Origin of the sequence: Clostridium beijerinckii (assembly GCF_036699995.1) — a bacterium.
In the GTDB taxonomy this organism is placed as follows: Bacteria; Bacillota; Clostridia; order Clostridiales; family Clostridiaceae; genus Clostridium; species Clostridium helianthi.
Genome location: NZ_CP144906.1, coordinates 4,044,916 through 4,070,395 on the forward strand (window position 1 = coordinate 4,044,916; position 25,480 = coordinate 4,070,395).

Annotated in this window: 21 protein-coding genes; 5 read left to right on the forward strand and 16 right to left on the reverse strand. The window is 29.8% G+C overall.

Going from position 1 to position 25,480, the window contains the following annotated elements:
* The 4 genes from PZA12_RS18740 to PZA12_RS18755 form a co-directional block, all read right to left on the reverse strand.
* Positions 1–549 carry a LytTR family DNA-binding domain-containing protein gene (locus tag PZA12_RS18740; RefSeq protein ID WP_017210326.1) on the reverse strand — a complete coding sequence of 183 codons (549 nt, stop codon included), beginning with the start codon at positions 547–549 and terminating at the stop codon, positions 1–3.
* A 273-nt stretch (positions 550–822) separates the two neighbouring features.
* Positions 823–1,353, reverse strand: coding sequence for a hypothetical protein (locus tag PZA12_RS18745; protein ID WP_041898562.1), 531 nt, complete (start codon positions 1,351–1,353; stop codon positions 823–825).
* The gene (locus PZA12_RS18750) at positions 1,346–2,728 is read right to left on the reverse strand and encodes an NAD(P)H-dependent oxidoreductase (protein WP_078116797.1); all 1,383 of its coding nucleotides are present in this window, start codon (positions 2,726–2,728) and stop codon (positions 1,346–1,348) included. The genes PZA12_RS18745 and PZA12_RS18750 overlap by 8 nt, the downstream gene beginning before the upstream one ends.
* 176 nt (positions 2,729–2,904) lie before the next feature.
* Entirely contained in the window at positions 2,905–4,239 is a 1,335-nt protein-coding gene (locus PZA12_RS18755) for a PLP-dependent aminotransferase family protein (protein ID WP_078116798.1), read from the reverse strand.
* A gap of 193 nt (positions 4,240–4,432) precedes the next feature.
* Between PZA12_RS18755 and PZA12_RS18760 the strand changes: the two genes are divergently transcribed.
* The gene (locus tag PZA12_RS18760; protein WP_078116799.1) at positions 4,433–5,257 is read left to right on the forward strand and encodes a DMT family transporter; all 825 of its coding nucleotides are present in this window, start codon (positions 4,433–4,435) and stop codon (positions 5,255–5,257) included.
* A 208-nt stretch (positions 5,258–5,465) separates the two neighbouring features.
* Here PZA12_RS18760 and PZA12_RS18765 read toward each other — a convergent pair whose 3' ends face one another.
* Positions 5,466–6,317 (reverse strand): NAD-dependent epimerase/dehydratase family protein, encoded by an 852-nt coding sequence (locus PZA12_RS18765; protein WP_078116800.1) that lies wholly within the window; start codon positions 6,315–6,317, stop codon positions 5,466–5,468.
* Positions 6,318–6,457: 140 nt separating this feature from the next.
* Between PZA12_RS18765 and PZA12_RS18770 the strand changes: the two genes are divergently transcribed.
* Positions 6,458–7,291, forward strand: a complete 834-nt coding sequence (locus PZA12_RS18770; protein WP_103698741.1) for a helix-turn-helix transcriptional regulator — start codon at positions 6,458–6,460, stop codon at positions 7,289–7,291.
* 334 nt (positions 7,292–7,625) lie between these two features.
* Here the strand turns inward: PZA12_RS18770 and PZA12_RS18775 are convergent, their stop codons facing one another.
* The 7 genes from PZA12_RS18775 to PZA12_RS18805 form a co-directional block, all read right to left on the reverse strand.
* The gene (locus tag PZA12_RS18775; protein ID WP_078116802.1) at positions 7,626–8,270 is read right to left on the reverse strand and encodes a YidC/Oxa1 family membrane protein insertase; all 645 of its coding nucleotides are present in this window, start codon (positions 8,268–8,270) and stop codon (positions 7,626–7,628) included.
* Between the two features lie 751 nt (positions 8,271–9,021).
* On the reverse strand, positions 9,022–9,594 hold the full coding sequence (locus PZA12_RS18780) for a zeta toxin family protein (RefSeq protein ID WP_077843155.1): 573 nt from the start codon (positions 9,592–9,594) through the stop codon (positions 9,022–9,024).
* Between the two features lies 1 nt (position 9,595).
* Positions 9,596–9,760, reverse strand: a complete 165-nt coding sequence (locus PZA12_RS18785; protein ID WP_168982543.1) for a hypothetical protein — start codon at positions 9,758–9,760, stop codon at positions 9,596–9,598.
* A gap of 207 nt (positions 9,761–9,967) precedes the next feature.
* Positions 9,968–11,071, reverse strand: a complete 1,104-nt coding sequence (locus PZA12_RS18790) for a sensor histidine kinase (RefSeq protein ID WP_078116803.1) — start codon at positions 11,069–11,071, stop codon at positions 9,968–9,970.
* Positions 11,061–11,750: a response regulator transcription factor gene (locus tag PZA12_RS18795; RefSeq protein WP_077838285.1), complete on the reverse strand. Its 690-nt coding sequence runs from the start codon at positions 11,748–11,750 to the stop codon at positions 11,061–11,063. Before PZA12_RS18795 ends, PZA12_RS18790 begins: the two co-directional genes overlap by 11 nt.
* 20 nt (positions 11,751–11,770) lie before the next feature.
* The gene (locus tag PZA12_RS18800; protein WP_078116804.1) at positions 11,771–12,457 is read right to left on the reverse strand and encodes a M15 family metallopeptidase; all 687 of its coding nucleotides are present in this window, start codon (positions 12,455–12,457) and stop codon (positions 11,771–11,773) included.
* A gap of 161 nt (positions 12,458–12,618) precedes the next feature.
* Entirely contained in the window at positions 12,619–14,616 is a 1,998-nt protein-coding gene (locus PZA12_RS18805) for a methyl-accepting chemotaxis protein (RefSeq protein WP_078116805.1), read from the reverse strand.
* 173 nt (positions 14,617–14,789) lie between these two features.
* On the opposite strand from PZA12_RS18805, the gene PZA12_RS18810 reads away from it, so the two are divergent.
* Positions 14,790–16,223 carry a DDE-type integrase/transposase/recombinase gene (locus PZA12_RS18810; protein WP_168983577.1) on the forward strand — a complete coding sequence of 478 codons (1,434 nt, stop codon included), beginning with the start codon at positions 14,790–14,792 and terminating at the stop codon, positions 16,221–16,223.
* A gap of 849 nt (positions 16,224–17,072) precedes the next feature.
* On the opposite strand, the gene PZA12_RS18815 is transcribed toward PZA12_RS18810, so the two are convergent.
* From PZA12_RS18815 to PZA12_RS18830, 4 genes are all read right to left on the reverse strand, one after another.
* Entirely contained in the window at positions 17,073–19,514 is a 2,442-nt protein-coding gene (locus tag PZA12_RS18815) for a TIM-barrel domain-containing protein (protein ID WP_103698886.1), read from the reverse strand.
* A 16-nt stretch (positions 19,515–19,530) separates the two neighbouring features.
* The gene (locus PZA12_RS18820; protein WP_077843150.1) at positions 19,531–20,358 is read right to left on the reverse strand and encodes a carbohydrate ABC transporter permease; all 828 of its coding nucleotides are present in this window, start codon (positions 20,356–20,358) and stop codon (positions 19,531–19,533) included.
* Positions 20,358–21,236, reverse strand: coding sequence for a carbohydrate ABC transporter permease (locus tag PZA12_RS18825; protein WP_065419034.1), 879 nt, complete (start codon positions 21,234–21,236; stop codon positions 20,358–20,360). The genes PZA12_RS18820 and PZA12_RS18825 overlap by 1 nt, the downstream gene beginning before the upstream one ends.
* Before the next feature lie 67 nt (positions 21,237–21,303).
* A complete protein-coding gene (locus tag PZA12_RS18830; protein ID WP_077843149.1) occupies positions 21,304–22,617 on the reverse strand; it encodes an ABC transporter substrate-binding protein in 1,314 nt (437 codons plus the stop codon).
* Positions 22,618–22,763: 146 nt separating this feature from the next.
* On the opposite strand from PZA12_RS18830, the gene PZA12_RS18835 reads away from it, so the two are divergent.
* Positions 22,764–24,581 carry a sensor histidine kinase gene (locus tag PZA12_RS18835; protein WP_078116807.1) on the forward strand — a complete coding sequence of 606 codons (1,818 nt, stop codon included), beginning with the start codon at positions 22,764–22,766 and terminating at the stop codon, positions 24,579–24,581.
* Positions 24,578–25,339: a response regulator transcription factor gene (locus PZA12_RS18840; RefSeq protein ID WP_103698885.1), complete on the forward strand. Its 762-nt coding sequence runs from the start codon at positions 24,578–24,580 to the stop codon at positions 25,337–25,339. Before PZA12_RS18835 ends, PZA12_RS18840 begins: the two co-directional genes overlap by 4 nt.
* Positions 25,340–25,480: the final 141 nt, after the last annotated feature.

Consider the following 25,480-nt stretch of genomic DNA (forward strand, 5'->3'; position numbering starts at 1 on the left):
TCACAATCCGAGATATTGCTTAAAGTTATTTAGATATTTTCTTGTGACATATACCTCTTCATCCATATCTATGAGCTTTAATATAAGCTTGCTGTTAAACCATGAAATTATTCTATCTACTTTCACTATATTTACAACAAAGCATTTGCTTACTCTTATGAAACCTTTTGCTTCCAATCTTTCTTCAAGTTCATAAAGCTTTTCTTTTACTTTATACTTTTTATCCTTGGTCATGCAAAAAACCTCATTTCCCATAGCTTCGAAATAATATATCTCATCATAATTTAATACTTTAAGCTCATCCTCATCACATCTTCCTGTGATTATATTTTTAGCTTCTTCTTTGCTGCCTGAAATAGAATCTAAATAACCAATCAAAATATTTATGGTTTCTATATCAAAGTATATCCCTATTTTGCCGCTCTTTAAATCAAATCCTTTTTCAATTAAACATACATCAGCATTTTCATTAATCTTTATTTTGCGATTTGTAAGGATTTCTTCCAGCATTCTTTTTAGATTTTCGCTGCAAATTAAATCTAACTCCATGTAATTTCCCCTTTTGCTTTAAACTTTAAGCAATGCCTTTCTGACAAGGATATATTAAAAACTTAAACTCTATCCTCTCGAGGATGTTCAAAAAAATAACAAATCAGTATGCCAGTCTATTTTGTGCTATACTTCGCCTATAAATCTTACTAATAGCCTGCAACTTTAGCTCCTTATCAACACAAAATATACACCTTAAAAATAGCAACTATGCTGCATATAAGAACATCCCATAGCATCTTTTACTTGTTATTTACCTTCACATCCCCTACTTTAAACTTCTGGCAATACCCCTGGAATTATAATTGATAGCATAATTCCTAAAATCACCAGCCCATTCATAATTATAACAGTCATAATATTATGCCCTGATAATTCTATAATAGCATTAATTAAATAAATTACAGCCCATATTTTTGTTATTACTATATTAACTTCTATAAATAAAGAAGATTTTCCAAATTCCTTTTCATATCCTCTTCTAGCATCATACATTGTATAAGGTCTTCCCATCATAATAGAAATGAAACCTGTTAAAGCTAATACTATATATGAAGTTAAATATTTATATTCCATAACGGAATTAATTCCTAAATAAAAATACAATATATTAGAAATAGTGAAATAAACTACTAGTACTATTGACATAATTCCTATATTTTTATTAATTATATCTCTTATAAAAAGCATCAGTATAGAAGCAAATCCTAAAACAAAGCATAAATTACTCGAAATACTCCAAAAGAGCATTAAAGGCAGAAAACTTAATGTTACATTTAGAAATGCTTTTAAACTACTACCCATTATTTTTTCCTCTATCTTTCTCAAGTGCCTTTTTATGACCTGTGATCATGAAATCAACCATATTTTTCTGTACATGCTCCTTGAATTTTTTCCTTTTCATAAGGTATCTCATAACTTTCCCTTGAGCTTTTTCCTTTATAGGAACTTTTTTAATTAGATTATTTTTCTTATAATATTTATAGTCTTCTATGAAAATAGCTCCTAGCCCTCCTTCTATTGCATCTGCAAATAGTTTACTTCCAGCTATATTTAAAAAGTTTTCAGGCTTGAAATAGTTTCTTTCAGCATAATTTATACTCATTTTAGCAAAAGCATATATTTGATTATCTATAAGAGAATTATCTTCAGCTTCATCAGTGACAAATCCAATTAAATTGCCTCCTTGTGTATGAAACTCTAGTATCTGTCTTAAATTTTGATTTTCACTTAATTTTCCTGAAATTATATATCCTATGTGTTTGCCTTTGAATATAGGAACATGGTTATAGCGAAAACTTCTATCATAAATAAGCTTAAAACGTGAAGATAAATATCTATCCTTTATACTTCCTGCAAAAATTATGATATCTGCATTATTAATGATATGGTCTAAAAACTCCCTATAACCATCTTTACCATCATAAACACATTTATTTTCAGCTCCGCATTTACAGCAGCCAAGGCATGGTCCTTTTATATCAACCTCATTAAGATTAAGGATCTCTACAGAACCTTTTACAAATCTTTTATACTTGCCAATCATCTCATTAAGATTAGTATCTTCTTTAGCAGCATCTGTAATTATGATTATTTTTTTATTTGTATCAATTACTTTGTCTGTTACTCCTGAACTATATTCAAAGTTACTTTTACTTACTGAATTATACAATTTACTGGTTGTTAAACCTTCATTTGCAAAATCAAGTAGATTTTCAAAAAATACTTTAAGCTCTTTTCTTCTATTTTCCTTAGTTAAATCCTGCATCTCATGAGATAAATATTCCACATAGTTCATGCCTAAATCTTCAGAAATTGCCCTGATATAATTATGTGCATGAATATCTGCATAATGAATAGACGTAGAAAATGCAGCAGTATACTTATCCTTAAAATAACTTTCTAATTTATTTTCAAATATAAGTTCAATAAATCTCTTATAATTAGAATGCACTAAAGCATGATATAGTGGAAATGCCCATATAACTGCATCTGCTTCCTGAACCATTGTGCATAAAGCTTTTAATTTTTCAGTATCTTTTTCATAACTTTTTACTTCCTTAACAATATGGATATACTGAAATTCATGTTTTTCATAATTTTGTTCCAAATACTTCATTGATTGCATTGTAGCACTTTTCTCAAACTTCGGACTCCCATTTAAAACAACTATTTTCATAACCAATACCTCCGTTTTTTTTATATTTTTATTCTATTAGAAAACATGAATTAAAACTATATATTTTGCTTAAGATGCAATTTAAATAAAATAAGATGCATTAATGATCCGCAAAAATTAAGAGAACCTCCTCTATATGGATTTGGTTCTCCTCTGTTACTTAGATTAATAATATACTAAATCAATTTGTGTATCTCTTCAAATAATATCTGGAGTCCTAACTTTATCTTGTCTTTTGCAAGTTTAGATATACACAGTCTAAAACAGCTTATTCTTGAATTACTATCTATAAAAAACGCCTTTCCTTCTGCTATATAAATCTTTTTTTCATTTAATCTTTTATTTAGTGTTTCCATATCAATATGATTAGTAAACTGCATCCATATAAAAAATCCTGTATCTGGAATAAAGAGTTCCACGCCCTCTGTATCTATGTTTTTTAAGCAGTCCTTTAAATAATTCATTTTTTTCATATATGCAAATTGGATTCTTTGAATATGCGTTTTATACATCCCACTATTAATATAAATTTCTAAGGCTCCTTGTTCTAATGCTGATGTACTTAAATCATAATATCTCTTATGTTTCAAAAATTCACTTTTTAATTTTTCTTGAAGCACTACTGCTCCTAGTCTTATCCCTGGCATAAATGTTTTGGAAAAGCTTTTTAAATATACTACTCTTTCCCATATATCATAATAATAAATTGGCAATGATTTTTTATTTTTATCCAAATCAGCTAAATAATCATCTTCAACAATGTAAACATCATATTTTTCAGCTAATTCTGCAATACATCTCTTATCTTTTTCTGAATAACTTGTCCCTAAAGGATTATGCAATCTTGGGATTGTATAGAAAAACTTTATACCTTGATTTTTAAATATGTTCTCTAATTCTTCCAAATTTATGCCATTAAAATCTCTATTTATTCCTATTAATCGTTCTCCATTAATCTCTACCAATTTGTGTATCAAACTATATGTTGGCTGCTCAACTAAAATATTCTTTTTCCCATTTGGAAAAGACATTTTTGAAACAATGCTTATTGCCTGTTGTGAACCTGATGTAATACATATTTTGTCCATGGATGTGAATATTTGATATTCAGAAAAGAAGTTAACCAATGATGCTCTTAAAGATTTAAATCCTTCAGTATCTCCATATATAAATAAGTCATTCTTATATAACTCAACTGCTCTATTTATGCAATGATTAAATTCCTTATACGGAAGTAATCTTGAATCAGGAACTACTAAAGAAAAATCAATAATGCCACTTTCAGCATTCTCTTCAGAATTATTTTCCACAAGATAATACCCACTTTTAGGAATAGAGTATATTCTATGATTTATTTCAAGTTCTTTATAAGCTCTTATTACTGTGGACTTATTGCATTCAAACTTATCAACCAAAGTTCTTATTGCTGGTAATCTTTGCCCTTGCTTTAATTCATTTTTTTCTGCAAGTTCTTCAATATATTCTATTATAATTTCATATTTCTTTTTCATAATCTTGCCCTTCAATTTATCTTAATTTTTCAAGCATATTAATCCTTTTATACCGGTACAAAACACTCTTTTAAAGATTGTACTGTATGCTCTAAATTCTTATAATTCCATTATATAGATAATTAATAATAAATTGTAAGTCAATTAATCATTTAATTTCAACAAAATTAAAGCAAACATAAAGGAGTTAAGTATGGAAAAGTATCAAAAAAAAGCAATATTATATCTTGTAATTGCATCAGTTTTATGGAGTATCGGAGGTTTATTTATCAAATTAGTAAATTGGAATCCTATTGCTATTGCTGGAGCACGTAGCGGTATAGCAGCAATAGTTATGTTATTATACTTAAAAAAGCCAGCAATACATTTAGGAAAGACAAAGCTGCTAGGTGCATGCGCATATTCATCCCTTCTCATATTTTTTGTTACTGCTAATAAACTCACAACATCGGCAAACGCTATACTTCTACAGTTTACAGCGCCTATATGGGTATTATTATTTTCTAAGGTTTTCCTAAAGAAAAAAATTAAAAAGTCTGATTTAGCCGTAATTGTTTTTGTCATACTTGGAATGATTTTATTCTTTATAGGAGATTTAGGACGTGGCAATATTATAGGAAATTTTATTGCAATACTCAGTGGTATTTCAATGGCTGGAACTGTTATATTTCTAAAACTTATAAAAGATGGTTCTCCTGTTGAAATGACTTTCCTGGGAAATATAATTACATTTATTATAGCTATACCTTTTTTCTTTCAATCAGTTCCAAACTTAAATAGTATTTTGGGATTATTAATCTTAGGAATATTCCAATTAGGAATTTCTTATATATTTTATACATTAGCTGTTAAACAGGTTTCTCCTATTGAAGCAATCCTAATTCCTGTCCTAGAACCACTGCTCAATCCCTTTTGGGTATTTTTATTTACCGGTGAAATACCCGGAACTTATGCCTTTATAGGAGGATTAATTGTACTTACAGCTATAAGTGTAAGAGAATTATGTATAAAAAAATAGTTATATCGAATCTTCTGCTAGAGCAATAACTTCTACAAAGTCATGAACTAAAGGCTTTGATATAACTATTTTTTCTTAATTTGGGTATATAAAAAATTTACAATCTATAATTGTAACATAAATAATCTGCCATGTTTTTATATAAGAAACTAATATTTGAATTTATCATTGCTCGCATAGCTTAACATTACACTTTTTCAAAATCCAACTATAATGCTCCCATATCTCTAGCAATATAAAGAGAAGGATATTTAGCATTGAAATTTAGTTCGCTTTTAATACGTGCTGTATCTAATATCATATCCCATTGATTAAAACTTGGCCACCCACCATTTGGAGATACCTGCTCTGATTCCCCTTGTAGCTTATAAAATTCACCTACAGTAATAGGGTTATCATCAGCAACATTATATATGCGACCGCTAATACCAGGTGTACTAGCAGCAAGCAGTAATGCTTGACTCACATCTGCATGATGCACTACAGACATTGCTTTTGAAGGGTTCCAGTTACTTAGAAACGGTAAAATTTCTTGAATGTGTGGGTCATTATCACCATAAACAAATCCTAGTCTCATAATACGAATATCTAGTCCTTGTTCACTATATAACCTAAGTAGAGCTTCTTCTGCAGCCATTTTTGTTTTAGGATATAATGCCGTTGCTGTAAGAACATCATCTTCTCTGCATGGTCTATTTACTAGAGAATTGTTATATACATTGCCTGTGCTTGTAAAAACAAATCTTGTGACACCTGCATCTAATGCTGCTTTAGCGAGTGTAATAGTTGCATCTATATTGATGGCTTTAGCCATTTCTTCACTAATACCACCTCGAAATTGAGCTGCTATATGTACAACAGCATCAACACCTCGTACGGCTTCAATTAGATTTTCATTATCTAAAAGATCTCCTAATACTACTTCTGCCCCCTGTTCTTTTAAAGTGGATGCACCTTCTAAGTTTCTTACAAGAATACGAACTTCATGGCCTTGCTTAAGTAAATACGGTACAAATCGACTTCCAACCTTACCTGTTGCCCCTGTTACAAATATTTTCATAAATTAATTCACTCCAATCTAAATAGTTTTGTTCATCAGTTATTTTTATGTTATATTGCTAATATATCAGAGTTAAAATAATTCAACCATATTGTGGTTATCCTACGATTGAGAGTAGTAGGATAAGAGGAGGAAAATAAATGAAAGAAATTACATTACAGCAGTCGTTAGGTGAATTTTTGCGTGCAATTAGAGAACGCCTTACGCCAGAGCAGGTTGGATTACCTTCACATGGACGCCGCCGCACACCTGGACTTCGTCGTGAAGAAGTGGCTCAACTTGCCAATATCGGAGTTTCTTGGTACACATCTATAGAACAAGGAAAAGATGTACACCCTTCTTATCAAATATTAGAAAGCTTAGCTACTGCCTTAAGATTATCCGAAGATGAACGCCGATATCTTTTTTTATTATCTAAATCTGATGAAATAGAAGAATCAAAAATTTATAAAGAAATTAGTACAGGATTAGAAAGAACCGTTTTCGCATTGGAACCCAATCCCGCATATATAATGGATAAATACTGGGATGTACTATTATGGAATCGTTCAGCAGAATTTATATTTGGATTTCCTTCATATTCTACCAGCATAGATTCAAAACCAAACATATTACATCAATTTTTAATTGATCCATTCAAAAAAGAAATCAATCCAAATTGGGAAGAACGTGCTAAAATCATGATTGCAAGATTTAGAGCAGATTGTGCTAGGTATCCTCAGGATGCAAGATTAAATGAAATGATTGAGAAATTTAAGCAAGAAAGTGAATTCTTCAGCAAATGTTGGCCTCGTTATGAAGTTAAAACTGTCACTGACTGTCATAAATTATGGAATCACCCTGAGATTGGAGATTTGGAATTTGAACATGTGAATTTGCAAGTATCAAACTGTCCTGATTTTAAATTGATGATTTACACAGCCTCACCTTCTACATTAGAAAAGCTTAAACAAAAAATATATTCAACCAAGTGAATATACATCGTAATTGACAGCTCAATTATAAAAAGATACTTTACATTACCAATTTACTATGTAGACATTTTTCGTAAATTACCTAAATAAATACGCAAAAGCCACTTTCCTTCTGCGTATTTATTTACCTTTCATTTTAAACTTTAAGTCTATAACCTGTGCGCACCTACCGTTTAAATATGTTCAGAATTAGAATATGGGAATTTAACTTCAAAATATATATTATAAACTATTAAAGGTAAATGAATCTAATATAGATTCATTTACCTCTTAAATTTGTGAATAATTATAAAATTAAAATAATTTTTACTTAAATATTATCAAACATCAGTTTTTAAACTGCCAAACCTCTTCTTTTAGCATATAGCCTAAAAGCTACTTCTTCAACAAATGAGAATAAGCTTGTGGTTATAAAATATATTCCTAAGGCAATAGGAGCCTTAAAAGTAACCAATCCACTTATTACAGTTGTTATTATGATGTTAGTTTTGCTTAGTTTAGCTTGAGCTTTTAATCTAAGAAAAGGTATATACGGTAATATATTTGGACTAAGCATTGAAACTGCATATATTGCAGGCACTATAAATAAACTATCTGACATCTTTAAGCTAACAACCCAAGGTATAAGCGCAGTTCCAACTTGCATAGGCATATTTAAAATCACTCTATATAAATTAAAAACTATAGGTATCTGAAGTAAACTTGATAAAATACCTATCATTCCCTTTGCATTTTGCTTAAAGTACTTTTGAGTCTCAATTTCTAGCTTTTCCTTATTACTTTTATATTTTTCTTTTATTTCTTCAAGCCCCTTAGAAAACTCTTGCTGACTATACATGCTTAACTTTTGCTTGAATGATATTGGCATAAGAATCAGCTTAACCAATATAGTTAATAGTATAATTGCTATTCCTAAATCTCCTGTAATATTAAAAAAATAATTAAGTGATACGTTTAATAAATTTGAAATGATGTTCATATTCTTCCTCCTAAAATTTAAAATAAATAAAAAACATCATTTCATTTAAAACTGTACACAATACCGCCAAATATCATATTTTTCATATGATATATAATCATTTATTATCATAAATCTTGAATAATCCAAGTATTTAATATAAATTCTACTTACAATATTATAATTTAACTTTTTTCTATATTTTCTTAAATATGTAATTGTACAAGTAATAATACTTATAAGAAACACTAGAACAAAAAACAACTGCATAGTATTCATTAACTCTGCTCTCATAAAATTACCTCACGAAATTCTATATATTCATATAGTATATCACTTTAGAATTTATTTACAATAACTTCAATTTATGAACTCAAATTTTTCTTTTTATTGTCTAATAATTTATTTTAAAATTGATTCCAAGTTCTTTTCCATAATGTATTTATTTTCTCTATCATCTATTTTATAACTTTCTCATCAGCCACTCCCATATATTTTAGCTGTTATCGGTAAGCATGCCACTACCTTACATTTTAGTTTTTATCTTTTTTATGCTCATGAATAAGAGCTTTTTGAACCACCAGTCTAACCGCCAGTATTATTTATACAAAAAAATCCCCCAAAATGATTCTGGAGAACTCCTTATCTTATAAATAGAAAACATATTATTAACTTCTGTAAAAATCCTTGAATTCCTTTGATATTAATCCATTTCTTAACTAAATTAACAAATGTCTTAACATGATGAATGTTGGTTAATGTTAAGAACTTTTCAAACTTTTAAACTCATTATCGTTCTTGTCCAGTTTGGTAAATTCTTATCATACCATATTATTTTACCATCCTTTATAAATATCACTAATTTAAATATATCTGTATTATCATAAATATTTATTTCATTACATAAGTTAGCAACATTGAGCAAGTTGTTTAAAGATTCATCGTATCTTCTTTCTATATCCTTATCAGGTATTCCATGTCCACCCCTACTAACCCTTAATCTAACTCTTTCTTTAGCAATTTGAGAACTTTCTACTCCTATATAATTCATAGTAACTAAGAATCCTTTTTCTTTAGCTTTTTTTATATTGCTGATAATACTTTTACCACTTAATGTAGTTTCTTGATTAAACGATATATTTTCAGAAATGTATAGCCTTATAAGATTAACAGCTTCTCTAGCACATTTAATTTGCAAATTGCTATCCTCCCAAGACCCTATTCTAGCTACCATTTCATCGGTGTTTATTCTCTTTTCACCTTTATTTTGTTCATAGTACGTTGATTTATAGATGGAAGTTTTACCACACCCATTAACTCCTGCAAATATTGTATATGTTGGCATACTATTTACCTATGACCTTTTCTGCTTCTTTTTGAAGCACTAAATTAGAAAGCATAGCATAAAAATCCTGCTCTTCTTTAGATTTAGCTTTTTTAAACAAATCCATTAAATCATTATAAGAATAGTTTAAAAATATATCATATAATTTTTCATTATTATTTTTCATTTCAATATACCTCCATAAAAATACGTTAGTATTAAAAAAACACTTTTCATATTTATATTATACCCTAGCTTCATAATATAAGAATAGTATGTTCTCATATTTTTTAACAAAATCTAATTTTGCTAAATAGTACATACCTCTAATTTCAAGAACATTAAGCTTGTGAATATCCAACGCAAAACTTTATAAGTTTTTAATGCCATCTCTTTATTTAACTGGTAATCTTACTTCAAAAATAGTTCTATTATCATCACTATAGGCTTTTATCGTTCCTTTATGCAACTCTATAATATTTTTTGTGATAGCTAGCCCTAATCCAGAACCACCTATATCGCTATTTCTTGATTTTTCTACTCTATAGAATCTATCAAATATATATGGCAAATCTATTGCTGATATCGATTGACCATAGTTTATAACTTGAACTACTGCCATATTCTCTTCCATTTTTGTTATTATATCAACATAAAAGCCATCTCGGCCATACTTAATTGCATTTGACAGCAAATTTTCAAATGCTCTAACTAATTTTCCTGCATCTGCATTTATTATTAGCTTATCCTCAGAAAAGTTGATTCTCGATTGCATTTCTGCATTTTTAAATTGATATTCAAAATACGCAACTACCTGACCTAATAATTCTACTAAATTAATATCAACTTTATCTAAATTAATGGTGTTATTTTGCATTTTAGTTAGTTCAAACAAGTCATTAATAAGTAAATTCAATGCTTTTGCCTTTTCAAAGGCTATATTAGCATAATATCTTAGTCTTACTTCATCTTTATACTTATCAGCATCAATTATTTCTAAATAACCTATTATAGACGTTAATGGAGTTCTTAAATCATGAGAAACATTAGTTATCAAGTCATTTTTAGTTTGTTGAGCTTTTCTTTCTACTATTGTTATCTCCTTAAGCTGCCTTGAGATATTATTAATATTTTCTGCTAAATTCCTAATATCATTTTCTCCATCAACTTCTATTAATCTGTCCAAGTCACCACTTGCCATTATTTCAGTTTGATCTATAATAGCTACCAAACTTTTAGTTTTTCTATAAGTAATAAGTAAATATACTCCTACAAATAACGAAATTCCAGCAATCACATAGGTTGCACCTTCAAACATTACAGAATCAATGAGTCTTCGAAATTTAAAAATATAATTAATGAGTTGAATTTTAGTATTTAAATATAAATATATTAATATTTTACTAACTATCATTAAGCTTATATAAGTTAATAATAACGTAGTTCCAATCTCACCTAATGGTGATAGCCAATATTTATAGAATCTTTTATTTTTCAATTTTATATCCAACTCCCCATATAGTATGAATTATCTTATTTCCTTCCATATGATGTTCTATTTTATCTCTTAATCTACTCATATGTACCATAACAGTATTATTAGATTGATAATATCTTTCCTTCCATACCTTTTCAAAAATTTCCTCCGCGCTAAAAACTCTTCCTCTATTTGTAGCCAACAAATATAATATTTCGAACTCTCTAGCCGTTAGATCTACTTCTTTATCATCTATAGTCACCTTATGTTTACTCTTATCTATAACCATTGATTCAATTCTTATTAGATCCTCTGAAACTTGCATTTTTAAATTCAAGAAATATGATCTTCTCATTAATGCCTTCACTCTAACTATAAGTTCCAATTGGTTAAAAGGTTTGCATACATAGTCATCTGCACCAGTCATAATCCCTTGAATCTTATCCATATCTTCCGATTTTGCACTTAGCATAAGAATTGGTATATTATATTTTTCCCTTACCCTTCTGCAAACCTCCAGACCATCCATGTGGGGCATCATTATATCTAAAACTATCAGATGAATTTCTTCCTTCTCCAAAATATCTAAGGCTTCCTCTCCACAGCTTGCCTTAAATACATTGTAGCCTTCATTTCTAAGATTTATTTCTAGCAAATTTCTTATTTCTTTTTCATCGTCTACTACAAGAATATTATTCATTTATTCCTCCATTTTTATAATTATTTTTGTAAGTACTCTTCTAATGTAATTCCATTATCATGAATATACTTAGCAGCTTCCTTTCCTACATGTCTAATATGCCATGGTTCATATTCAATTCCTGTTACACTTTTCTTTCCATAAGGATATCTTATAATAAAACCAAACCTATAGCAATTTTTTGCAAGCCAATCTGCCTCCTTAGTTCCCTTTCCAAAATATCCACTTTTATTAGTTATATCAATGCAAAGCCCTGTTTGATGTTCACTGAATCCAGGTTTAGCTACATATGCATCTGCAAGCTTTTTTCCTTGAGATATAACACGATTTTCATAAATATCTTCTTGTGACTTATAAGATCTATAACCCGAATTACCAAGTAATATTATCCCGTCTTTTTTAGCCGCATTTACTAATTCTTCTAATGGCTTTACAACAGTTCCAGCTACGTGTTTTTCTTCATTATCTGATCCATTTGAAAATGGTATGTTGGGTATGCTAAGCCCTTCTGGTACATAATTTCCACTTAATCCATGCTTCTCATTTACTAATAGTATTTTTTCACTCCCATTAGCAGTGTTTACTTCAACCAACTTATCTTTATCATTTGAGCCATAATTACTTGTATTTCCTTCAATATACCAAAATCCGCAAATTATTATCATCATTATTATAAATCCTGATATCTTTTTATATACTTTTCTCATATCTTCTACTTCCTTTCAAATATCATAATTTCATTGTAGAAGATATACTTTACAAGAATTATAAATAAACCTTACGAAATCTTAAGTTTATAAAAAACGAAATCCCCCCTTTATAGAAACAGTTTTATTATTTTAACTGCATACTATAAAGGGGGGCAATACTAAACCTGAAACTTCTGTATCATTTCATTTAAATCCTGAGCAAGACGTGTTTGTTCTTGAGCCGTTTTTGCTATCTCATCTGTTGCTCTATTAACTTCATCAATATTGTTTACTATTTCATCAGTTTCTTGTGAAGATTTTTGTGCTGTATCAGCCATGCTCTCCACCGCTTTAGTAACCTGTTCCATTGTAATTGAAATCTCTTTAGTCATTTCAGCTATTTCATTTGACATTTTACTTACAAATTCTGCATCCTTATGATTTTCTTTTCCAATTTCAATCATGTCTTCAAACTTAGGATTTACTCTTTCCTTCATGAAAGTTAGTACCTCATCACTATTGTTTGAAAGATTTCTAAATGCATTTTGAACTTTTAAAATTGTACTTTTTATAGATTCTACGGCATCTGAAGATTGCTCTGCAAGACTTCTTACTTCTTCAGCAACTACTGAGAATCCTTTTCCATGTTCACCAGCCCTTGCCGCCTCTATAGCTGCATTTAGTGCTAATAGATTTGTCTGCTCTGATATCTCTGCAATAGTGTCCGCCATAACTTTTATATTTTCTACTACTTGTCCTTCTTTTATTGCTTGAAGTATTTTTTCTTCTTTTTCACTAAACAATATTTCTATTTCTCTAATGGATTCCAAAGATCTATTTTGCATATCTTCTACTCTAGTTTTTGCAGCACTTGCATTATAACTTCCTTCTACTGCCTTATTTGTTAATACATTAATACTTGCCTCAACTTCTTCTACTGAAGCATTTATTTCCTCTGCCGCTGAACTAGTTTCTTGAATACCAAAATTAATATTACCAATTCCAGAATTAATATTTTGAGACATTGCTGAAAATTCTTCAACTGTGGCAAATAATTCTTCACTCGCTGCACTCATATCTTGTGAATTGTTCATTATTTTCTTAATTAGATTTATTAAATCCTGCCTCATATGCTCAATTCCTCTAGACATATCTCCAATTTCATCTTTTCGTTTTAAATCTTTTTCTAATGTCTTTTCAGTAAAATTACCTTCTGATAAGTGTTTAAAGTGTGTCACTGCACTTGCTAGTGGTTTTGATACCTTTTTATCTATGTATAAATATATTGCTATCCCAACCAAGATTAACACTATAAGAGAAGATATAATATTATTTATAACAAATTTTTTTATAAACAGCTGACTTTCAGCCTTACTTTTACCTGTAAATATAACTCCAACTGTCTCATTGTTATCTCCAGTAATTGGCGAATAGTATGCATCAAATCTACTTCCTAAAATATCAGCCTCCCCAGAATATGCACTATTACCTAAAACAACTTTTGCAATTTTTTCATCAAGTTTAGTTCCAACAACTCTTTCGCCATCTTTCATTATACTTGTTGCAATTCTTACATCTCCCATAAAGATAGTAGCATCACATCCAAATTTACTTTTAACATAATCTACTAGATTATTGGAATCTAATCTGTATCCTACAGACACAACTCCAATAATATCTCCATTTTCGTTCTTTACTGGCGCACCTGCTCTAGCGGCAAGTTTAATCTGAGTTCCACTTTCAACTTGGGAGTTTAATTTACCAGCAAGAGCATTTCTTATATTTGCCTGATTTAAAATACTATCTCCCTTTTTATCTGGTTCATAAGATCTTACAATTACATTACCTTTTTCATCAGTTATTGTAACAAATTCTACATCTAGATCTTTTAATATATCTTTTAAATCGTTAAAACTCCCCTGACTATCTTTATTTTCAATTCCCTTTATTATTCTAGGATTTAAGGCCAATTGACTTCCAATACTTAAAGACTCATTTTTCAATTCCTTAATTTTTTCACTTATTGTTTCATTAGCATTCATCACTTCAGTCTTATTGTTACGATCTGAATAAGAATTAAAGCTAATTGTACTGATAACTATATTAGCACTAAACAGTAAAATTGTTAGTCCAAAAATAAATAGAATCAATTTGAACTTTATTGAATTAAATTTCATACTTATCCCCCTCCTGCCATCTAGGTACTGTCAAAGTTTTTTATCTAACTAAGGCAGCAACCCTTTAATTTTTCTTATTTTTTATATAAATAACTTGCCACCCCCAAAAAGTTAAGATATTTTATACTTGCAAAACAAAAACACTGAACTAAAAAAGGAGGCAAGCTATTACCATGATTAATAAGTTTCTTCTTGAAACTGTAATTTATCTTATTGAAATTATAAAGTATCTCATGACTTTGCTGGTTGGCAAAAACTTGCTTAAAAGCATTTCGGACGAACCTGTTAAGAAAGAATACCGAAAGCTTCAAGTAGATGATCAACCAATCTTTGATGTTCCCGAAAAACTTAACTATAAGCTTCTAATAGCTGAATATGAGTTTAAGCACGGCAAAGAATTTGCTCCTGTGAAACCTCGCAAAAACAAAGCGTTAGCTCCTAAGGATGTTATCTGTCCTAAGTGTGGTGCTCCACATACCTATCTTTACGATAATAACGGAGGCCGAGGACAATATCTTTGCAAAGTCTGTGATACCACATTCAATCCTAAAAATTACTATCAGAAATCCATAGTGTTAAGATGTCCTCACTGCAGTAAAACACTTGAAAGAATCAAGGCGCGTAAGGATTTCTACGTTTATAAGTGTAAGAATGATAATTGCTCTTTTTACCAAAATAATCTTAAATCAATGACAAAATCTGAAAAACAAGATTTTAAGAAGAATCCTGGTAAGTTCAAAGTTAGATACATATTTAGAGATTTCACTTTTGACTTTAAGCCACTTTCTAAAGAAAGTCCGGTAAAATCAAAGGTTTCTCTTCCAAACATTATGATTTCTTCTTACACCTTAGGACTCATTCTAACTTACTACGTTAACTACGGTTTATCTTCCAGAAAGACAGCTGCATTGCTTAAAGATATTCATGATATTAAAATATCTCATCAAGCAATTTTAAACTATGTTAATGCCGTTTCAATTGTAGTTAAGCCATTTATAGATAACTACGATTATAAACTTTCTGACTCTTTCTGCGGCGATGAAACCTACATAAAAGTTAACGGTAAGTGGAACTATATTTTCTTCTTTTTTGATGCTGTTAAAAAGATTATTCTATCTTACAGAGTATCACCACATAGAGATACCGAAACGGCTGTAAAAGCCATCGATGATGTTCTAAGTAAGTTAAAAGAAATACCTGAAGATCTTAATCTTATAACTGATGGTAACCCTATATATCTTCTTGCACAGCACTTCTTTGCAAGCCATAGTATAAAATTCGATGTTACTCAAGTTATAGGCTTAACCAATAAAGATGAAGTTTCAAAAGAATATAGGCCATTGAAGCAAATTATTGAACGTCTTAACCGAACCTTTAAAGGCAATTATAGAGCTACTACTGGCTTCGGAAGTCCTAACGGGTCGGTTGCATTTGTAACTATGTTTGTGGCATACTTTAACTTTCTAAGACCACATTCTGCCCTTGAAGGCAAAACTCCTGTAATCCTTGAAGAGTTAGAGTCAATGTCCAACATGCCTACTAGATGGTGCAAATTTATTGAACTATCTCAAGACTTTGTTCTAAATAACTGTACAATAACTGCCTAATGATCTAAAGCAGTTGGTGAAACGCACCCTTGACACGCCCACAAAGATAAATGGTAAAATATCTCAATAGGCGGGTCTATTAGTCATGTTCAAAATTATCATTCACCCGTCCTTAACTGCCTAAGACCATTTATCTTTAGGTGTGTCAAGGGCAACTAGCAAACATAATTTAACATTAAATGGTAGTTGGATTGATTTTTCATATATTTTTTACACTACCCCATCTAAAAAATTTTAACCTTCTCTAGGTGTTAAATCATATTAACTCTATACTCCTTGATTTCGTCATTAATTATCAAATTCCTTTTTTATTTCCTTTCCAAATATATATTTGTAAGTAATATTATCCCATAATATATTCATAAATTTGATTTTATTATAAATTTATTGAGAATAAAAAAATCGCAGGCGACTGTGGTTAAGTTCCGTATTGTGCTTCGCACTCTTTTCATATGTGTAGATTTTTTTCACGCATCTGCCTTTTCGAACGCATGTGAGAAAAATCTGCACATAAGAAATGGCAGCTATGCACCTATAAAAAGAGTAGCTATGCTACAATACTGAACTATTCTGCATATAAGAACATTTTATCAGGCGAATATGATTTATTTTTTTATTCTTTTATAGTAACTCCCCTAGTAAAATAGACTACTATAAAAGTTATCCCTAGATTTAATTGCATTATAATTTCCTTAAGAATAAAAAAAGTCCCAAACCAAATTAAACTGTCCTTGACAAAGGGTACATTTTAAATATGTTTGAGATTTTTTATAATAAATTTATAAGAGTATTGTATAAAAAAATAAGAGGGTTTAAATATGAAATTCGCTCTCTATTTGATATTCTTTATTATTTCATAACAAAAGTTAATGGTTCACCTCGATAAATAAAATCTATTCTCATGTCATCTAGAAAAATGGTACAAGAACGATTTTTAATAGATTGTGGGAAATCATAATCTGCTTTTCCAATAGTAAATTTACTTTCTTTGTCTTCCCATTTCATCAAAATCTTATTATAAATTCCTTTCTCATACTCATAACCATCACCACTATCTTCATAAAATTCAAATTCGCAATCATCCCCAGGATAAATATGAATTTGAAATGATTTATCACTTACTTGCTCAGCATATTGTAGCCCTTCTTCCATTGGAATAATAGAACCTGCTCGTATAAATAATGGAATCTTATCTATTGGAGCGTCTGCTATTACATAGCTTCCACCACTTAATCGTTCTTCCGTCCAAAAATCATACCAGTCAGCTCCTTTTGGCAAATAACATTTTCTTATTTTAGATTCATTAATTGACTTACTATTTGGCTCATAATACATCGGATTTGTAACAGGACATACCAATATAGAATCTCCACACATAAATTCGTCACTAATTTCTTTTGCTATTTCATCATTACTAAAATCGAATAAAAGACTTCGAAGCATAGTATAATGATTTTGCGTTACTTTCCCAGCCAAAGAATAGAAATATGGAATTAAGCTATATCTTAAATTTATAAACTTTTCAATGGCATCGTAAAACATTTCTCCCTTTTCCCCAAAGTTCCATATTTCTCTTGGAGTATCTGTTCCGTGAGAGCGGAACATTGGTAAAAATGCACCATATTGAAACCATCTTACGTATAATTCACGATAAGCCAAATCATTTACACCATCATTATAATCTCCCTGCCAAAACCAAAGTGGGTTCGGGTTATTGTTGCAACCGCATCCTCTGTTTCTCCATTCACTTCCTACTGTAAAAAACGCTCCAATATCTAATGTCCAATAAGGTAAACCGCTCAAACATAAATTCAAACCTTCTGTAATTTGTTTTCTAAAAGTTCCCCAGGTTGCATTAGTATCACCTGACCACAAAACAACGCCATATTTTTGAGAGCCAATATAGCCAGATCTTGCCAAATTAAGAACTCTTTTATCAGGCGCTACCTTTCTTTGATTTTCAAAAATGCCTTTCTCGTGCATTAATGCAAATAAATTAGCTTTAGCTGGGTCTAAAAACTTTTTATGCTCATTTCCCACTAACATAAATCGTTCCCAAGGTTCTCTAATTTTTTCTCCATTCCAATCTGGTCCACTAAATGGTTCCGTTGAATCACACCACCAAGCATCAAAGCCTCCCTTGTATAACTCTTTTTCTGCTTGTTCCCAGTACATTTTTCTTGCATCTTCATTAAAAGCATCATATGTAGAATTGTCTCCTAATAAATATTCAGCTTGTAAAAATTCTTCATAATCCTCTCCACCTACATTCATATTGGGCCAAATAGAAACCATAGTATGAACATTTAAATCGTGAATTTCTTTATTTGCTTTACCTATATCAGGATATCTATTTTTATCTAATCGCTTATTCCCCCATAAACCTTCTCCCCAAGTATGCCAATCTTGTACAATACAATCTATTGGTACATTTCTTTTTCTATACTCTTTAACTACTTCAACTAATTCTTCTTGGTTTCTATATGTTTCTTTCGACTGAATATAACCAAACGCCCATTTTGGTAGCATGGCAGCTCGTCCTGTTATTTTTCTAAAACCACCTACAATATCATCGAGCTTTTCACCAAAAACAAAATAGTAATCTAATTGCTCTACTACATCTAAATAAACATATGCTCCTCTTGAATCATCATTAAAAGTCATCAATGATCCACAATCAAATAAAATACCATAATTTTTATTTGATACCAAACATGGGAATGGAGTTCTCATGTTGTGCTGATATAAGTATTGAGAGTTCCCTCTATAGTTATAAATTCCTTCTTCTCCTTGTCCTAATCCATGTATTGCTTCTTTTTCTTGCCACTCAAAGTATAATTTTGCTCGATATGCCATTCTATCAATATATGGTTTTAAATTTTCAACGAAGCTTCTTTCTCCATCAACAGTTTGTACTCTTTTAATAATGGCTTTTTCACCATTTGTAGAATATTTTTCAACCGGTATTGAAACAAGTTCTTTATCTCTTTCTTGCAGCAATATTTCATCATTCTTACCATTTTTCCATACAAATTGTCCTGTCTTCTTATTAATAGTTAAAGTAATTAATCCAGTTCTTAAAATAATATTATCTTGTGTCTCTTCAACAACAAATTTATTTAATTTCTCTATTTCATGGTTAATTCCAATAACTGATGAATTCTTTATATTTTTTTCTTTTGTATAAGTACATCGAATAATTTCTTTACCCACAGCAGATAACTGAATTATTCCATCTTCTAATTTCAAATTTACTATTCTGCCATCCTTACGATATCCTAAAATCTCCATTTAATCACCGCCCTCATTAACCTTTAACTGCTCCAGCTGTCATTCCTGAAACGATATATTTTTGACCTAATAAATAAACTACAATAACTGGCAAACTAGTTAGCATAATATCTGAACAAACTAAATTCCAATCTTTAAAATACATTCCAAAGAAATTATATACTGAAAGGGTCATTGGCCATTTTGAAGAACTACTTAAAAAGTATAATGGAGATACAAATTCATTCCATGTATTTAAAAAAGTAAGAACTACAACTGTTGCTAACGCTGGTTTTAATAGTGGAAATATAATATAGATAAATATCCTAATTGGAGAACATCCATCAATTACAGCTGCTTCATCTAATTCCACTGGAATTCTTGCCACAAATCCATGAAGGAGAAACACCGAAAACGGAAGCTGCATTGCAGTATATAGTAGCACTATTCCAAGCATTGAGTTCATTAAGTGTAACGCAGACATTACCTTCATTAAGGCTACATAATTTATAGGCATTGTAATTCCTAATATAATAAACATGTAAATGATGCGATTTAATTTTGTTTTATTTCTACATAATACATAGGAAGCTGCTGCTGCTAAGATGGCACATAAGATTACACTTCCTATAGAATAAACACAACTATTAATGAAAGATGTTGCAAGCTTTCCTCTTTCTATTACTGTAGAAAAATTTTCAACTGGTATTGGAAATGTAGGAAGTTTCAGATTCATATCAGAAGCTGCTTTGCTAGTTTTAAGAGCATTAAATAGGATTAATACTAATGGTATAAGAGATATAATCGTTATAACCCATGCAATTCCATTAGAAAATATATTTTGTAATGTTTTCTTTATTCTCATTATTCCATCACCTCATTTTTAGTCATCATTTTAATCATAAAGACTCCAATAAATACCATGATTACAAACATAACAGATGATAATGCAGTACCAATAGCATACTGACCCATACCAAATTTTTTAAATACTATTGTATACAATACTTCCGTTGTAGATTTTCCTGGGCCACCATTTGTTAATACGTAAATCATATCGAATACTTTCAATCCATAAATTACATTTAATACTGTAGTAGTAGCTAATGTTGGGAGTATTAACGGAAATGTAATAAATCGAAATTTTTGTAGTCCTGTTGCTCCATCAATATTAGCCGCTTCATAATATTCACTAGAGATAGATAAAATACCCGCTATAAAAATAGTCATAATGTATCCAATCCCTCTCCAAACATCAACTGCAACTACGGATCCAAAAGCAAATTGTGGTGAAGTAAGCCACTGTTTTGCTAATGTATCTAAACCAATGCCTCTAAGAAAAACGTTTAGAATTCCTATCTTAGGATCAAGAATTGATGTAAAAATCATACCAATAATTAATGTAGATAACACAGATGGCATAAACATAACCCCTCTGTGAAAATTCAAGAATTTTATAGATTTTGTTAGCAATACTGCCAATAATAATCCTATAGCATTTTTTAATATGGTTGTAATTATTGTAAACCACAAGGTATTACCTAAAATCTTCATATAATTCTCATTACCTGAAAATATTACTTTGAAATTATCAAATCCAACAAAATTTATTTTATCACTGTAAGCTGACCAGTCTGTAAAGGAATATGCAATGCCAATAATTCCCGGAATTACAAATAAGACTCCATAAATTATAAGTGCTCCCCATATAAAGTAACTCGGATATATTTTTTTCTTATTCATTTACACTTCTCCTTATTTTTATAGTACTGTAACCAGACAAGTATATCTGGTTACATAATTTAGAATTTTACTTCCAATCCTTATCTCCGGCAGCTTTTGCCTGATCTCCTCTATTTTTATCAATATTCTTTAGAAGTTCTTCTGGCCCCATCTCTCCAACTAACATTGCAGACATATCTTTGCCTATTTCCATCCATTGAGGATTTATATACTTGACTGCTGATTGTAATACAACAGCATTCTTAGGATATGATTTATAAAATTCTTTGACTGTATCAGTATATTTAACTGGAGCATTACTGTATGGAAGCTTATTAAATTTAGAAACGTTTTCAGTTAGATAAGTAAGACTTTCATCTGATGCAAGAAAATCTAAATACTCTTGTGCTTCTTTTGCATGTTTAGATTTTGAATATATAAGTCTTGATGGTCCTACTGGATTAATATTTAATATTTGATTATCTGCTAAAGGAATCACAAAATATCCAATATCATCTGCACTGAAACTAGAATCCGCTTTATTGACTTCTGCACCAAAACCTTGGTTAGCGATTGTCATTGCAAATTGTCCTGAAGCGATATTTTTTGGAGCATCAGCATATTTGTTAGACATATAATTATCTCCCCAATATCCTAGTTTCACCATTTCATTAACTTGTCCTAAAATAGTTTCAAATGTTTTATTTCCTTCTAATTTTGCAGTATTATTATTTAATTTATCTACTAATCCTGAATCTGCTGTATCCGCTGCTAAGGCTATTTCTGGGAACCATAATGTGTGATGCCATCCATCTGAAACGCTTTCATAAATAGGAGTAACACCAGATGCCTTTATTTTCTCACATATGTTTTTAAATTCTTGATAATTCTTAGGAATTTGTAAGTTTAACTGTTTGAAAATCTTTTTATTATAGCCAATTGCCCAAACAGATGATACATCTTGAATAGGTTCTCCATATAGTTTACCGTTTACAGTCAGCTCATCAGCAACTTCTTTATCTATATTTTTTGCCCAAGAGGCATTTGTTAAATCCAACGCATTTTTTTCTGCATTAACTTGTGTTTCTAAATCAAACCTTCCAGCATTCACAGCAAAAATATCAGTAGCTTCTCCAGAATTTAATTTTGTCATTAACAAGTTATTATATTGATCTGATGGAACAATTTGATAATCGATCTTAATTCCTGTTTTTTCAGTAAATTTTTTTGCTAAATTCAATTCAGCATCTTGAATCCAATCCTGACTTGCCATAAAAGAAATAGTAACATCATTATTTTTTGAACCTGATTCTGTAGTGCTAGTACTATTACCACAGCTTACTAATGACATAGTTAATCCGGCTAATGTCACAACTGACAATAACTTTTTAAAATGTTTCATAATAATTCCTCCCAATTTATATATTATTGACTATTTGTTGCTATGGTTATATTATATATCTGTACTAAGCTGATTTTGAATGTTCATATCTCTCCTATTCCATGTATATTTTTGACTAAATTATTTATTGTAAGGATTGATTTCTCATGAAACTTTTGAAACAACGTAGCATATTAAAAACTCTCTTTATCCCATATACCATATTATTTATAATTATCTTTAATTTTCTTATGTTTTATTTTGTAATGAATGAATCTACTAAAATTAAAACAAATGCTCTTACAACTCTTAATAGTAATATAAAAAATATTAATAACAATTTAGATGTTGAGATTAATTCTTTAGATACTCTATCTCAAAATATCATCTATTCTAATTTAATCAAGGATCATTTTATTAAATATATAAATTATAATTCTGAATCTTTGTCCAATCTATCTGAACACCAAAAAATTGATAATATTCAGAACACAAAAATTTTATATGATTTATTGGTCACAATGATGGGACCTAACCATCCTATAGATCAGATTTATCTTTATGATTTGCATAATCTTGAATTAGGAGTTGGTTTAGATAATTCCTCTTCCTATATTTCAGTGAATAACAAGGCATGGTATGATGATGTTTTATCTTCTAAAGGCGATAAGGTTATTTACTTTAATAAAGATGATCGACTAGGCAAATATTCACCTTATGAGGAAGGTCAGTATTTCCTTTCATTATATCGCGTTTACTATAATACTCTTAATGTTCCACAAGGAATTATTGAAGTTAAAAAGTCATTTAAAAATATTTTTACTATTATTAAAGATTTTAATAATGCTTATGGCAGTAATGTTTATATTTATTATAAAAATGGACAACTAATATATCCTATAGATCAAAGTTCATCTACAACTAATTATTATAATCTTATCTCTACTAATGTCGATAAAAATATAAGCAATAATTTATTTAAATATAAAAATGAATATGTATTATTTGATACCTCTTCATATAGTGATTTCACTATTGTGGCAACAATAGACAACTCAAAACTCATGTCTCCCATTTATGAATATATCAAAACAAATGTAGTGCTATCGTTATTAATTACCTTTGCTACTGCAACATTATCTTATTTTATTGCAAAAATTATTACCACCCCATTGAATAAAATATATAATCAAGTTAGAGGTTTTCAGATAACTGACGATGCATCTACTAATTTTAAAGAAATAGATACACATATTACTGAATTAAATACTTTATTCAAAGCCTTTTTAAAAATGCAGCAAAAAGCAAAAAAAGCAATGACAAATGAATTAATTCTTCAAAATCGTGAAATGCAGTCAAAAATGTTGGCTCTTCAATCACAGATGAATCCACATTTTCTATACAATGCCCTGTCAACCATCCAAGCTATGGCTGATGAACAAATGAATGAAGAAATAATAATAATGTGCCAAAGCATTTCAAGAATATTAAGATATATTTCATCAGACAGTGAACAATTAGTTAGTTTAACCGATGAAATAGCTCATACCATTGATTATCTTCAGTGTATGCAGATTCGCTATGATAACGATTTAACGTATACCCTAAACATTCCTGATGAGATGCAAAACATTAAAATCCCAAAACTTTGTTTGCAGCTCATTGTAGAAAATGCAGTAAAATTTACTACAAAAACTGAGCTGCCTTGGCATATTGATATTACCGGTTATGTAACTGATACTCACTGGGAAATGCAAATTAAAGATAGCGGAAGTGGATTTGCAGAAGACAATTTAAAACAATTGCAAGAAAAGATAGATTCAATCAACGCAAATGGAGTTCTTCCAAACTTAGAATTAAACGGAATGGGTCTTATGAATATTTATATTCGCTTTAAAATTTTATACAATGGAAAACAAATTTTTAGATTAATCAATAACACTCCAAATGGGGCGACTGTTATTATGGGAGGGATTAAATTATGACAAATAAGATTACTTTTTCTGCTATTGTTGTAGAGGATGAGAGATTAATTGCTAAAAACATAATTAAAAACATATATAGAGCTAATGAGAGCTTTGAAGTCGTAGGAACTGCTAGTAATGGTAAAGAAGCATTAGAACTAATAGAATCCTTTCTTCCAAACATTGTACTCACTGATATTTGCATGCCAGTAATGGATGGCCTTGAGCTCTCCAAGTTTATTTTCGAAAAATATCCTTTTATCCATTGTGTAATAATTAGTGGACATAGTGATTTTTCCTATGCTAAAACTGCCATAAGATATGGGGTGTCCGACTATTTATTGAAACCTATTAATCTTGGCGAATTAACTACAACCTTGAATAAAATAGAAAAAAATCTTCTGGCAAGTCAAAACGATTTTAAAGTTGATGAGTTTTCTTACAAAAAGCCTAATGAAATTGTGGAGCTTGTGACTGAATATATAAAAAATAATTACCATGAAACAATTGATCTAGCTGCACTTGCATCACATTTTGGATTTTCAATTTCTTACTTAACAAAAATATTCACTAAATACATGAATATGACTCCCTCAAAATTTATTAAAGAGTATCGTATTAATATCTCAAAACAATTATTATGGAATTTTTCTTTACCAATTAGCACAGTTGGTGAAAAAGTTGGCTATCCAGATCAATTTCACTTTAGTAAAACTTTCAAACAAATTACCGGCATGAGTCCATCTGACTATAGAGAGCAATTAAAATTAATAAACTAAATATAGGGTTCCTCATTAAAAATTTGAAATATCTCAAGCAAAGAAATTTGATACATGTTTGTGAAATGAGCATTTGAAAGTATTATCCCAAAATTATATCCACTAGTATTATATCTAAATAACTAGTGGATATTTTACATC